The sequence below is a fragment of the Brevibacillus ruminantium genome (assembly GCF_023746555.1).
Taxonomy (GTDB): Bacteria; Bacillota; Bacilli; order Brevibacillales; family Brevibacillaceae; genus Brevibacillus; species Brevibacillus ruminantium.
This window is the reverse complement of the sequence record NZ_CP098755.1, coordinates 4682178-4694760: the sequence shown is the minus strand read 5'-3', so window position 1 is coordinate 4694760 and position 12583 is coordinate 4682178. Positions and strand designations below refer to the sequence as shown.

Annotated in this window: 13 protein-coding genes and 1 pseudogene; 12 read left to right on the top strand and 2 right to left on the bottom strand. The window is 45.3% G+C overall.

The features are described from left to right. The first annotated feature begins 236 nt into the window (after positions 1 to 236). The 4 genes from NDK47_RS23095 (at position 237) to NDK47_RS23080 (ending at position 3238) form a co-directional block, all read left to right on the top strand. Entirely contained in the window at positions 237 to 2075 is a 1839-nt protein-coding gene (locus NDK47_RS23095) for a CdiA C-terminal domain-containing protein (RefSeq protein WP_251872085.1), read from the top strand. 14 nt (positions 2076 to 2089) lie between these two features. Further along, a complete protein-coding gene (locus NDK47_RS23090) occupies positions 2090 to 2332 on the top strand; it encodes a DUF8617 domain-containing protein (RefSeq protein ID WP_155609580.1) in 243 nt (80 codons plus the stop codon). 349 nt (positions 2333 to 2681) lie between these two features. After that, entirely contained in the window at positions 2682 to 2945 is a 264-nt protein-coding gene (locus NDK47_RS23085; protein WP_251872084.1) for a preprotein translocase subunit TatA, read from the top strand. Then, the gene (locus NDK47_RS23080) at positions 2942 to 3238 is read left to right on the top strand and encodes a hypothetical protein (RefSeq protein ID WP_251872083.1); all 297 of its coding nucleotides are present in this window, start codon (positions 2942 to 2944) and stop codon (positions 3236 to 3238) included. Before NDK47_RS23085 ends, NDK47_RS23080 begins: the two co-directional genes overlap by 4 nt. A 356-nt stretch (positions 3239 to 3594) precedes the next feature. Here NDK47_RS23080 and NDK47_RS23075 read toward each other — a convergent pair. Continuing rightward, a protein-coding gene (locus NDK47_RS23075; protein ID WP_251872082.1) for an IS3 family transposase occupies positions 3595 to 4718 on the bottom strand; the annotation gives its coding sequence in 2 pieces (ribosomal slippage) (positions 3595 to 4469 and positions 4469 to 4718; 1125 coding nt in all). 830 nt (positions 4719 to 5548) lie between these two features. Here NDK47_RS23075 and NDK47_RS23070 point away from each other — a divergent pair. The 7 genes and pseudogenes from NDK47_RS23070 to NDK47_RS23040 all read left to right on the top strand — a co-directional run bounded on the left by NDK47_RS23070 (position 5549) and on the right by NDK47_RS23040 (position 10542). Next, positions 5549 to 6334: pseudogene (locus tag NDK47_RS23070) on the top strand (recombinase family protein). A 193-nt stretch (positions 6335 to 6527) separates the two neighbouring features. Continuing rightward, a complete protein-coding gene (locus tag NDK47_RS23065; protein ID WP_251872081.1) occupies positions 6528 to 7766 on the top strand; it encodes an IS110 family RNA-guided transposase in 1239 nt (412 codons plus the stop codon). 113 nt (positions 7767 to 7879) lie between these two features. Then, on the top strand, positions 7880 to 8125 hold the full coding sequence (locus tag NDK47_RS23060) for a hypothetical protein (RefSeq protein WP_251872080.1): 246 nt from the start codon (positions 7880 to 7882) through the stop codon (positions 8123 to 8125). Between the two features lies 1 nt (position 8126). Then, positions 8127 to 8384, top strand: coding sequence for an Imm32 family immunity protein (locus NDK47_RS23055; RefSeq protein WP_251872079.1), 258 nt, complete (start codon positions 8127 to 8129; stop codon positions 8382 to 8384). 564 nt (positions 8385 to 8948) lie between these two features. Further along, positions 8949 to 9503 (top strand): sigma-70 family RNA polymerase sigma factor, encoded by a 555-nt coding sequence (locus NDK47_RS23050; RefSeq protein WP_251872078.1) that lies wholly within the window; start codon positions 8949 to 8951, stop codon positions 9501 to 9503. Positions 9504 to 9543: 40 nt separating this feature from the next. Continuing rightward, positions 9544 to 9660, top strand: coding sequence for a YvrJ family protein (locus tag NDK47_RS23045; protein WP_251876341.1), 117 nt, complete (start codon positions 9544 to 9546; stop codon positions 9658 to 9660). 393 nt (positions 9661 to 10053) lie between these two features. Beyond that, positions 10054 to 10542 (top strand): hypothetical protein, encoded by a 489-nt coding sequence (locus NDK47_RS23040; RefSeq protein WP_251872077.1) that lies wholly within the window; start codon positions 10054 to 10056, stop codon positions 10540 to 10542. Between the two features lie 98 nt (positions 10543 to 10640). Here NDK47_RS23040 and NDK47_RS23035 read toward each other — a convergent pair whose 3' ends face one another. Next, on the bottom strand, positions 10641 to 11243 hold the full coding sequence (locus NDK47_RS23035) for an N-acetylmuramoyl-L-alanine amidase (protein ID WP_251872076.1): 603 nt from the start codon (positions 11241 to 11243) through the stop codon (positions 10641 to 10643). Positions 11244 to 11511: 268 nt separating this feature from the next. On the opposite strand from NDK47_RS23035, the gene NDK47_RS23030 reads away from it, so the two are divergent. After that, a complete protein-coding gene (locus NDK47_RS23030) occupies positions 11512 to 12453 on the top strand; it encodes a DUF2167 domain-containing protein (protein WP_251872075.1) in 942 nt (313 codons plus the stop codon). The last annotated feature ends 130 nt before the right edge of the window (positions 12454 to 12583 follow it).

The window sequence follows — 12583 nt, the reverse complement described above, 5'->3', positions numbered from 1 at the left end:
TCCGGGGCTTTTTCTGATGGGCTCGGTTTCACAACACCAATTCTAGATGTCTCCTTCTTTTGTCATGAATGAAGTGGATAAGTAAGGAAAAAGGAAATATTCCAATAAAAGGGAAATGGTGATTTAATGATTAGTGACATGTAAAAAATCCTAGAAGATGATAAGTAGCATGCCTTTTCGTGATCGTTGGGAATCACCATCTAGCGATGAGTAGGTTACAAAGGAGATGTCTTTGATTGAGTGAGGTATTTCGTTTATGGGAGAGAATGAAGGGCTGCGGGGCTCTCATTTTGGTTTTCATATTGTCTCTCGCTGTGATTAGCGATGCAAATGTGGTAGTGGCATCCGGCATCAATGCTAGCGGAATTAACGCAGAGGGAATTCATGCGGAAGGCATTCGTGTAGAAGGGATTAATCCAACAGGGATAAATTCTAGCGAAAACGAGCAAAACGGAGGACTATACCGTGTGACAAAGCTAGGGGCGGCGGCAACCAACAGTAGTCAGGTAGGGAGTACCCCAAGTGTACAAGGAACTGGTCCAGTCGCAGGTTATTCACAGGGTAGTAATATACTCCCAGGTATGAATCAACAAAAAGCCTTCGGAGTATCTGATGCATTCACAAACAGTATGACCTTGAACAAGATCTACCAAGACGGGGGCCTGCACCGTGTATCAAAGCTGGGTGTGATGGCGAATTCTTCAACGAGTTTTGGAAGTATACCACCTAAGCTAGGAGCCTACCCACCAGCAGCGAAACCTCAGGCAAGTACACCTGTACCTTTTCCGAAAGGGAAAGCTCCTTTGCAGGGAGAAGGATATGGCACCCAGTCTTTCTGGACATCAGTAACGAATGCTACAAAAAAACACGGGCTCGAAATGTCGGCTGGAGCGGGGTTGCTTGGATTAGCGGCAGGAGGAGCACTAGCCGCCAAGGCAAGGGGAAGGGCGGGAAGCTCGGGAAGCTCGGGAAGCTTGCAACGGGTCCCACAGTGGCTTATCGCCAGCGGAGGCGCCTTATCGTTTGGAGCCCTTTCAAAAAAGCAATGGTCAGCACATAAAGGAAAGATCGCAGCCGCCTCTCTATCTATCGCTGTACTCGGCGGTGGAAGCGCGTACTTGTATAATGAAAATCAAAAAGCAGCGATGGATGCTGCGCAAGCCAAGGAAAGACATCAGTATTATCTGCTTAGTAAGATAGAGGACTCCGCCACGTACATGAAGGAAAGGTATGGAGACCAGCCGCGGGGTATCTATCGGGATGAGCAGGGCAAATTGCGTCACGCTAATGGTGACATTGCGTGGGATTTCATAGAACAGTATGCCTATAAAAATCCGGCCCTCTTTGAAGAGTTCGTATACCCGACGTATGAACATGGTGAACGCGTCATCTATTGGGGCGGGAAAGTGGCAGAATGGGCAATTGCGAACGGGATGGACGTTCATGAGGCAGAAAAGTTTATTACGTTTGTACCGGCAGAATTAAGGAAAGAAGCCTTTGAGAATGCTTATACGCATGTCAGTGTGAAAGCTTTTCAAGATGGGGGAGAGTTACCTAATTTTGGAGCTATCTTTCCAATTGCCGCAGCAGGTGCGATAAAAAATACGGGTAAGACGATTCCGAATGTGGAAGCGTCTACTGGATCAGGTGTTGTGAATGGAAGTAACAAAAGTCCGTTGCAGGGTGCTAAGGGTACGGGTAAGATTACTGGTTCTCTGAATGGCTTAACAGATGCAGAGAAAAAAGTTGTAAATGATCTGACTGCCCGTGGTAAAAATGTCGAAATTATTCCTAAAGACCCGAATTCTAAAGTTAAAACACCTGATTTTAAAGTTGATGGAGTTAAAACAGAACTCAAGACCTTAGAGAATCCCAATGTTAACACTGGTATAACAAGGATACAAAAGGGATTGAAGCAAGGAGCAGAAACGGTGATAATTGACGCTAGGGACGCAGGATTGACTGTAGACCAAGCAAAGCAGATTATTAACCGTGCATCTGGGACATATCCTAACAGAACAATTCCAGGTAAGGTTGAAATTTGGACGAATGAAGGAACTATCACATATCCTTAAGAGGAGGGGTGTCAATGGCAAGATTACAATGTAAATGCGGTGTAACACTTTCAAACTCAAATGCACCTAATGATGTTGAATTAAGGGTTTATACAGATAAAGAATGGGACGATATTATTAATTTAGGAGATTCAATTGACCCAGTTACAATACCGTTTCCCCAATATGATGTATGGAGATGTACCAATTGTGAGAGAATTTATGTGTTTGATGGCGATACAGTAATAAAAACCTATGTTTTAGAGAATGATGAATAATTTTGGCTCTTGGCTTGCGTGATACACAGTATCTGACGTAGTCTATGCACCGCGCACCGCCTAATTAGTGGGTGGGAGATAACGAAGCCAAGTATCTCGGCTTTTCATGCACTGCGAAGACTAAACCGATTCAGTAAATCATCTAAATAGTGCGGGGAGATACGGTAATCTAATCAAATACATTCGGGAGTTACCGATATTATTTAGGCTGGCTTGTTATTCATGGATTACTCCCGATGTGCCAAATTCAAGATTCAATAACGCCCTATGCTTCTGTATGTCTGGTGTGATTCCTGCCTGTAGAGTGTCTAACCTATAAGGGAAGACAACTTGAAAGGAGAAATCAATCATGATTCATCCAGTTAAGGAATGCATTCAGAAGCTAGGGCTAACACATCGGGCGTTTGTTGTCCTGTATGACATCTCATGGGAAAGGTTTCGTAGTTGCTTGTATGGCTACACCGCTTCCATCCCCTGCGCCATCCTGAATGTCATGGTACAGCATGGCTTTGATGAACAGGAAGCACAGCGGCAGTATCTCTTATGGAGGAAATGGAGCGTTCAGCAAAAGCTAGCCGCCCCCGCCACCACCGAGGGGAGGGTGAATCCATGAAACGACTACCGTTGGATAACGCCCTAACCCTAATGCGACGGGAGAACGTGCTAGGACATGGCTTTGATCTTGATGAACTTACTCAAATCTTCGTTAAGTATGTCATAGACCCGGTGTCACAGGAGCAAGTTGAACTGAGCCTCGCGCATTATCTTGCTAAATCAAAGTACGATGATGTCGTTCATCGGAATCAAGTCTTAGCCAAAGTTGCTCAGTTCCTTAATCAGTATGATTGGCGTCTATCCGACGATCATATAGATTACTACCGTAAATACTTGCCGTTGTTTGGCTAACCTATCCCCCGCCGTTGTGCGGGGTTTCTATTTGCTGTTTTCGTTGGGATATAAAAATGGGGGGCGGGGGAGTTCGAGGCTTTACAATCTCAATCATCTATATCTATTCATGATTCAATGGATTCTTGATTCGTGCTATCCGATGCTATCTATTCTGATACTATAGAGCTATCCTCTGAGCTTCTTCTCGTTCTGTTATTCTATCCTCTATTTCTAGCTTACTCATGTCCTTATTCCTATCTATTCTCTTACCAGTGTCAGCGTTCATTTCAGTCTCACCCCCCGCCCGCTTCGCAGGCGGGGAGTTCACCTGTGTGAAGGGAGGACAACAGAGCGTTTGGATTGTCAACACCAAACTAGACAGATTTCTTAAGTGCAACTTCTTTGTACGTTATAGGACTCAGATAACCTAATGTGGAATGAATCCTTGTTTCGTTAAACCATTTTATATAGATTCCCAGCTCCTTTTTTAACTGAGCTAACGATTCAAACTGACGATTTCTCACGAACTCCGCTTTGATCAGCTTAAAGGTTGCCTCTGCCACTGCATTATCATAGGGGCAGCCTTTCATACTTAGTGAGCGTTTGATATTGAACGTATTGATCACATCATCAATCGTAAGATTTTTAAACTCACTGCCACGATCCGAGTGAAAAAGCTGAATTTGGCGCAGATCTCCTTTTACGCTTGCAAATGCTTGATAGACGAGTGCGGCATCTTTGAATTTTCCGCAGCTGTGACCGATAATCTCCCGATTAAACAAGTCCACAAGCAAGCAAATATAGTGCCACTTGTTTGCGACTCGAACGTAGGTCAAGTCACTCACAACAGCTTCGAGAGGTGCTTCTTTCACAAACTCGCGATTCAGTTCGTTCTGAATTGGCGATTCGTTACATGACGACACATTCGGTTTATACTGTGCAACCGTGTAGACCGAAACCAGAGCGTTTTTCTTCATCAAACGTCCAATGCGCCGTCTGGAAACCGTCAGTCCCTCTTTGTGAAGTTTTGCTTTGATCTTTCTTGCTCCATAAACGCGCTGATTCTCTTCAAAAATACGGATAATTGCTTGTTCCACCTCATCATCGATAGATGATGGCTCTTTACTCTCGTAGTAGTAGGTACTCCGATTGACCTGGAGGATCTTGCACATGGCCAATACGGAATACTTATGAGCGTTTTGCTGGATTACCATTATTTTCGTCCGAAGATCAGCGCCGCTTGCTTTAAAATATCGTTCTCCATCTTCAGTCGTTGATTTTCCTTACGTAGCTGAAGTAGCTCGTTTTGTTCATCTGTACGGTTATCGCTTTCTTTGAAGGAACCGGTGGTTCTACTCTGTTTTACCCAACGATCAAATGCAGATGCACTCAGATCGTATTCTCTCAAAATATCTGCACGTGGTTTGCCGTTCTCATAAAGTTGAACCATTTGCTGCTTGAACTCATCTGTAAATACTCGACGCTCACGTTTAGCCATGACATTCTCTCCGTCCTTTTTCGATTTGTTTCTAATCTACTAGACCTTAAGAGAAGTGTCCAATTCAGTGTAGCCGATTCAGTTCCCCCTCTTGCGAGGGAGAACGACTAGGCTGTGTGAAGTTGAGGTATCCCGAGCCTACGAGACATCTGGCGCACCCAGGTGTAGCTTTACTGCGCGGATAGCCCGAAGCTATCACTCTGTCAAGGTTCCCTGTCCTTTCGGACACTACGACGGAAAATCTGGGGAAGTTGAAGTAAGTCATCACGTCTTACTTTGCCAAAGGCGAATCTTCCGCTTCTAACGCGACTTCGTTCATGTAATAGGAAGAATTACATGACCACATTCGGCTGATGAACGCCGAGGCATTTTTTAACGTGTTCTTCTGCGACCACGGATAGAGCTTCAATATTCAATTCAGTGTCTTGTTAGACCTGTTACTTTCTCTATACGGCTAGACTAGGACAGAGTTAAGGGAACCGCATCAAGTTTCTATAAAATATTCCCGTAGGAGTCACGCCGCCCCTGCGCTCGCGAGGGCGGTTTCTTCTTTTCCTAGACACTGGGGGGGTTCTTAGATTGCCCTGTTCTGATTCCACGAAACGATTAAAAATATATATTCATATTGCTCTTAACCCCCTTTACATGCCTTCCGTGATGTGGTTCTGTATTCCCCACAGCAAGTTGATTTCGCCCTTTGACAACCGCATATTGAAGCCTGTGAACTGCCCCGCCGCCTGCCCTATTTACGTATGCGGAATGCGCGGCGGCAGTAGCTGATTCCAAGGGCGTTACGAAAACTTGAATTATTGAAACGAGGTGATGATTGCATGAAAGATCGTGTAGTTGGTTATGTTCGCGTCTCTACGCAAGGACAGGTGAAGGATGGCTATTCGCTTGCCTATCAATCAGAAGAGATCGAGCGTTATTGCGCCCGCCACAACCTTGAATTGCTGGACATATACAAGGATGAAGGCATTTCAGGGGCGAAGGTGGATGAGGACGAGCTAACCATAGAACGCGAGGGGCTTCAAGAAATGCTATCCGACCTGAAATGGCGGGATGTGAAGCAGATCGTTGTCCTGAACACTAGCCGCCTATGGCGGGCGGACATCGTGAAAGTGCTGATTCAGCGGGAGCTAAAGCGGCATAAAGTCGATGTCAAAGCCGTTGAACGGCCGCAATACAGCATCTATGCTCATGACCCATCGGACTTTCTAGTCAACGGCATGATGGAACTGCTAGACCAATACCAGCGGCTAGAGATTGCCTTAAAGCTAAGCCGAGGGCGGCGCAAGAAGGCTCAGGAAGGTGGCTATGCTGGCGGTAGAGTAGCATATGGCTATTTAGCTGTCAAAGGACAAAAGTCGCTCTCCATCGACCCTGTGCAGGCTGAGACGGTGCGTAGATTGTTTGAGATCAAAAATGATCATCCGTCTTGGTCATTATCTCAAATCGCGGCAGAACTGAATTAGGCGGGCTATAGAACCGTTCAGGGCAAGCTCTTCACGAAGGTGCAGGTGAAGCGAATCCTAGACCGTGAGGACTTCTATCGGGGAATATACCGCTATGGACAAATAGAAGCCAAAGGCTTGCATCAGCCGATTATTATCTAATTTCCCCCATCGTACTTAACTATGGCGTAGCACTATCGTATAGAGCAAGTAGAAGCACCAACAAACAAGGTTAAACCAGAAAAGAATGGATAGGCTTGCGTCCCAATGCGGGTCATGCGAATGACTAACGCTCGAACTGAGGTTGCCGACTTTCTTTTCTATTCTTTAAATTCGTTGATCGAGGTGATGTCTTTTGAACCAACATTATAAACAAAAGCATATTTACGTAGGCGTAGATCTTCATAAGGCTACTCACACTGCCGTGATTGTAAACTGCTGGTATGAGAAGCTGGGCGAAATCCAATTCGAGAACAAGCCCGCCGCCTTCGAGGAACTGCTCACCTATGTAAAGAAGCTCTGCAAAAGAGGCATGACCCCGATCTATGGATTAGAGGACGTGGGTGGCTATGGGCGGTCATTAGCCGTGTTCCTCGTAGAGAATAAGCAGAAGGTGAAAGAAGTCAATTCAGCATTGTCCTTTGCTGAGCGCAAGAGCTACCCAACTACGCAGAAAAGCGATAGCTGGGATGCAGAATGTGTGGCGAAGATACTTGTCAGCAAGCTCGAAATTCTGCCCGATGCGAATCCGCAAGATATCTATTGGACAATCGGGCAACTCGTAGCGAGAAGAAATGCGCTGATTAAAGCGCATACCGCACTCAAGAACCAGCTTCACATGCAGTTGTCCCATCATTATCCGAGCTACAAGAAATTCTTTAGCGATATTGACGGGAAATGTACCTTGGAGTTCTGGCATACCTACCCCGCCCCGCATCATCTGAAAGGCGCGAGTTTGGAGGATTTGCGGGAGATGCTGTTGAAATCCAGTCACAACACCTGTTCGACTAAGAAAGCCGAGGAAATCATGGCATTGGTGGCGGCTGATGGCGAGACTAAGCGGGAGTATCAAGAATCTAGGGATTTCCTGATTCAAAGCCATGTCCGAGACATCCGTTTTAAGAAGGAAGAAGTTCAAAAGGTAGAAGATCAACTATGCCGCATGATGAAGAAACTGGGCTTTCAGCTAGAGACGATGCCAGGCATCGACCTTGTAACGGCATCGGCTTTAGTTGCTGAGATCGGAGACATTCACCGTTTTTCCTGTCCAGATAAGCTGGCTCTTTTTGCGGGGATAGCTCCTGTAAAGTTCAGTTCGGGTGGGAAGGGCAAGGAACAAAAGAGCAAGCAGGGAAACCGCACCTTGCACGGCATCTTCTATAACCTTGCTGTCCAGCAGGTGCAAGTCTCCAAAGGAAGCAAGCTCCCCCGCAATCCTGCTTTCCTAGCTTACTATGAACGAAAACAAGAGGAAGGTAAAACGAAAGGACAAGCGTTAGTCTGCATCATGCGGCGGCTGGTTAACATCATCTACGGCATGATGAAGAACAAGACCCCGTACATCGCCCCGCCCCTCGCTGAACAAGTTGCCTAATGATAGAATGGTGGTAGTTGGAAAATCTGACTGCCACCATCCTTTTAGCGGGATTTAGCTTTACCACATAGGGGACGGGTAAATCTCTCAGTGAGCTTGGGCTTAAAGATGGAATGAAAATAAAGACAAATGATGCCCTAAGTAAAGCGGAACAGTTTCTAGGTTCAGGATATAAGGATATGGGGAATGGACGGTTTGTATCTGCAGATGGAACTAGAGTTGTTAGAATGGGAGATAGTGATATACTTGGAAAACATGGAGGGGGACCACATATGAACTTTGAAACATTAGTTCCGAATCCAAGTAAACCAGGAAAGATGAAAGTGAATAAAAATCTGCATATTTATTTGGAGGATTAACATGGAAATAAAAATTCAAATCCCAACATATTCAAGGGATAATGGTATCGAATTTGTTTGGGAGGACAACTTTATCATCCAAGCAGATAATAATCTAAATTCATTAGTGATTAAAGCAAATAAGGAAGGACTTCAATCATTAGCGAAACACCTCCTTACTTTAGCACAGGATGAAGTGCCTGTTGATACCCATCTGCATTACGATGAATTTAATTCACTAGAAGAGGGCTCGTGTGAAATTGTAATTCAGAAGATATAAAGGCATTGTAATAGTGAGAACCTTGGAGGATTGAACTCTAAGGTTCTTTTAATTAAAGGGCTACCTAGTGTCGAATGAACCCATCCATTAAACAAATAACACATATAACCCACATAATACCTCTATGAAAATTTAATCAATTGGATTGTACGCACACATAAAGTCGAAAAGTATAACCTAAATATCGCAATAGAGTTACATTAAACAGGTCGATTTTGGTTAGATACCACCATCATTGACCTGTTTTTTATTAGCATCGTTTTCTACCTTGCCTATGAAAATATTTAAACCTAGATTCTGCGAACCTTAGAGGTTTATCCTTCTAAGGTTCTTTTTTGTGTTGGTTACGATTCCTTTCAAGTCGAGCCTTTTGCAGCGAAAGCCAACTCCAAAAAGACTCTATAAGGAATTTTTTTTGCAAATGGGAGAAGGGGAAATAGCAAAAAGGTTGTGATTTTCGGGAGAAAAACACCTTTATACTATAATCTCATTATTTACTAAATTTGTAATTTTTGTACAATCAAAACAAGGGGAACCTTCGTTCCCTTCGAGGAGGGAGAAAGAATGAATGAAAACGCAGGTATATTTGAAATTCCTATCGTGAAAGCTTTTGTGAAAAAAAGAAAGAATAGGAATCTAATCTACTCGTTTTTAACCAACCCTTCCCAGGAAACCGAAGTAGCCTTGGACAAAGCCTTTCGAGATTTTTATTTCAATGCGCGATTCCTCTCGTATATCTCCAAAACGCTGCATTTTCACGCCATCAATTTTGATAAGCGAGTCAGAAAACAACAGTGTCTCTCCCTGAATCAGACGGTTGAACACGCAGGCAGCGTCGAACTGATCGAATTGATCCCTGACCCCCGCTCCGTCTGCGCGTTTGAACGGGCACAAGGTGAGCAAATCGAATCCCATCTCGACAATCTTCACTTGGCACAGGCCGTGTCGCAATTGTCCATGAAACAAAAGCAGATCCTCTTTATGTACTACGTCAAAGGCTACAATGATTCAGAAATCGCCAAGGTACTGGGTGTGAGTCAACAAGCCGTTTCTAAAATGCATAAAAAATGCTTGCTGTTCCTAAAACACGCAATGAACGAGGTGAGAGAAAGTGGGTGATTTTGAAACGGTTCAATCATGGGCGTCCTTTATCGGGAACATGGGTTTTCCTATCGCGGTCACTGTCTATCTTTTCGTCAGGTTTGAACGGAAAATTGAGAGGCTGGAAAGAGTGATTGTCAATTTGGCCAACGTGATCAATAAAATGAATAAGTAGGGGAATGCCATGCATGACTTCCGCTATTTGATCCAGAAAGCAAAAATGGACGAAGAGGAACTGGTCACATTGCTCCGGATTTTTGAACCGAAAATCAGAAGTTGTCTGCGATACACGTCCCCATCGAATCAGCAGGACCTGGAACAGGAACTCAAGAAATCGCTTATGTCCATCATCAAAAATTATGACACCGAAATTCAACTCAGTATTTTTGATTTTCTTACGAGTGACAAAAAAAACTCATCCGGATAGTTTAGAGGGGGCGTCACATTTCGTGACGTCTTTTTTTGCGGCATAAGGATTAGGGCGTATCGTGGATAATTACATAATTTGGTAACTGTTTGCTGATCTTTATCGTCTGTTAAGTGACGAAAAGAAAGGCAGGGGATCGAAATGTACAGGAAAAAAGAGATGCTGCTGGCTGGAGTGATCTTTGCCACAATCGTTTTCTTGTCCGGCTGCATGGCGAATCCAATCGAAACCAGCGAGAGTGCCGTTTCCAAAAACAATCAAAAGATCCAGACCGAGCATGCAAAAGACCTTTTGGCTGACACGTACCGGGTGGATGAAGAAGCGAGGAAAATCTTTTACTACTTGAAGAAAGGGCAGCATGAAAAAATCTCGGTTGACTTCCAACTGGTCGATGGCCGCCTTCTATTTAAAGACGTTGCGCAGGGAATGGAGTTTCGTCCCGCGGTTCTGGAGAGTGAGAACCCGCTTGCATTAAATCTCATCCACTACACGGATGAAGAGGGGCGACAGATCGAAGTCTTTTATCAAGTTTACGATTTGGAAAAGCAATTGAGAAACCGTTTTGCATTGCAGTTTAACAAAGTTGAGGACCAATGGAAATTTGTGAGTATCTATGAGGTTGATGAATAAAGGGCGCGAGAAGCGGGGGATGGTCCCCCGCGTGATTCAACATGAAAAAGAAGAAGGGGCGTTCACCCACCCCCTTCTTCTGAATTCTTTTTCCCTGCTTATTCGATGGGCGGCAAGGTGTTTACAAAGCTGTTGATTCCATCCGCGATGGCATACCCGGCGTCTTTTAAAAATTGAGAGCTCTGGAGCTTTTCCTTGTCTGTAGCATGATCGATGAAGCCCACTTCCGCCAGGACTGCCCACGCTTTGTTGTTTGCCGGATCAATGACGTAAATGTTATCGCCGTTTCGTCCGCTGGGCGCCGACTTCACCTTGCGATCGGGCAGGCCCAGGCTGGCGACCATTCTTTTCTGCACGGCAGTCGCCAGATCGCCAGTATACCGGCTCGAATTGTCATGCTTCCAGGTTTCCAATCCGGTTCCGCCGCCAGAGTTGATATGAACGCTGACAAAGATGCTGGCGCCAAAGTTGTTCGAAGCCGTTGTCCGCGCCTTTAGGTCAGCAGCCTTGTCCGTACCCAGGGCGATGTCTGTTTCTCGGCTCATCTGGGTAGTGGCACCTAAAGCTTTGAGGCGATCCCGGACATGTTTGCCGATGACCAGTGTGAGATCTTTTTCCTTCAGCGTACCATTCGTCGCGCCCGGGTCCCAGCCGCCGTGACCAGGGTCGACAAATACTTTGAGATACTTGATGTCTGCCATGAAAACCACTCTCCTTTTTTGGGGGTTAGCTACTAAAGAAGAAGAGTGGATGAAAAAAACAACCTCTCTGAATTTTGGGTCTGGCATTTATGATTTTTAAGCTTCATAGGAGAAATGGCACGGTAAATAAGACTCATAAAAGTTAGTCAAATCTTCTCATTTGGGAAAGATGTATGATTTTCCCTGTATAAAAATGTATGGTACGATGGGGTGGTTATTTTTAAAAACACTTTTCAAAAAGAAGAGTAGAGAGAGAAAGGGATTAGAGATGAAAAGAAAACCGATCCTGTCATTCATTTTGAGCCTGGCCGTGGCACTTGGGGTTGTGAGTGGAGCAGGGGCAGAAACGCAATTGAACTGGGTAGAAGGTGGCAAGACTGTTGATGTAGGCTCTGGCCTGGCTGCTTTGGACTTGGGAGAGGATTTTGTTTTTCTAAACAGAGAAGACACGATCAAACTGCAGAAAGAAATCGGCAATGTCCCAAGTGAAAATGAACTCGGCAGTATTTTTCCTCGAAACGAAAATGAGGAATGGATTGTTGTACTGGAATATGAAGAAGTCGGCTACATCAAGGACGAGGAAAAGAACAAGATTGATGCCGATGCGATTCTGAAAAGCTACAAGGAAGGCACGGAAGCAGCGAACGAAAACAGAGATCCCGAGGATCAGTTGCATGTGCTGGGCTGGGATGTCGCACCGTCTTATGACGAAAAGACCCACATGCTGGAGTGGTCCATGCTTGGTGAGGATGCGCAAAAAAATAAACTGATCAACTACAATGTGCAGATGTTGACTCGGAAAGGATTTGTCTCCTTCCTGCTGATTACGGACCCAGCCAACCTGGCAAATGATAAAAAGACGTTGCAAGAAGCCATTATACCTACCTTTCATGTCAAAGAAGGAAACCGTTACGAGGATTTTGATGCCTCCACAGATAAAGTGGCCGAGTTTGGTTTGACCGGTCTCGTTCTGGGCGGACTGGGCGTCGCCCTGGCGAAGAAAGCGGGCTTGATCGGATTACTGCTGGTCTTCCTGAAAAAAGGATGGATCTTGATTTTGGCCGCGATCGGGGGCTTGTGGAAACTCCTTACCGGGCGGAGAAAGAAGCAACAGGATGAAGCGGCTGATGTGCAAGCGGCAGCCACGGTGGAGGAGTCGTCTCACGATGATGACCAAAAACCGCCGACGAGTCAAAATCCGTCGGTGTAAGTCATCGGCACTTCCGCCAAAACAATCAAGCGGCTGTGAACCATTGTGAAACGGACAGCGCTTCTCAGAGCACGGGGAAAAGTTCCGATCTTTTGAGGAGGCATATGATATCGCGAAAAGAGGCACCGAC

Bases quoted from the DNA above. Each gene is read 5' to 3' on its own strand.
- NDK47_RS23090 (WP_155609580.1), top strand. From the start codon at position 2,090: ATGGCAAGATTACAATGTAAATGCGGTGTAACACTTTCAAACTCAAAT.
- NDK47_RS23085 (WP_251872084.1), top strand. From the start codon at position 2,682: ATGATTCATCCAGTTAAGGAATGCATTCAGAAGCTAGGGCTAACACAT.
- NDK47_RS23080 (WP_251872083.1), top strand. From the start codon at position 2,942: ATGAAACGACTACCGTTGGATAACGCCCTAACCCTAATGCGACGGGAG.
- NDK47_RS23060 (WP_251872080.1), top strand. From the start codon at position 7,880: ATGAAAATAAAGACAAATGATGCCCTAAGTAAAGCGGAACAGTTTCTA.
- NDK47_RS23055 (WP_251872079.1), top strand. From the start codon at position 8,127: ATGGAAATAAAAATTCAAATCCCAACATATTCAAGGGATAATGGTATC.
- NDK47_RS23050 (WP_251872078.1), top strand. From the start codon at position 8,949: ATGAATGAAAACGCAGGTATATTTGAAATTCCTATCGTGAAAGCTTTT.
- NDK47_RS23045 (WP_251876341.1), top strand. From the start codon at position 9,544: ATGGGTTTTCCTATCGCGGTCACTGTCTATCTTTTCGTCAGGTTTGAA.
- NDK47_RS23040 (WP_251872077.1), top strand. From the start codon at position 10,054: ATGTACAGGAAAAAAGAGATGCTGCTGGCTGGAGTGATCTTTGCCACA.
- NDK47_RS23035 (WP_251872076.1), bottom strand. From the start codon at position 11,243: ATGGCAGACATCAAGTATCTCAAAGTATTTGTCGACCCTGGTCACGGC.
- NDK47_RS23030 (WP_251872075.1), top strand. From the start codon at position 11,512: ATGAAAAGAAAACCGATCCTGTCATTCATTTTGAGCCTGGCCGTGGCA.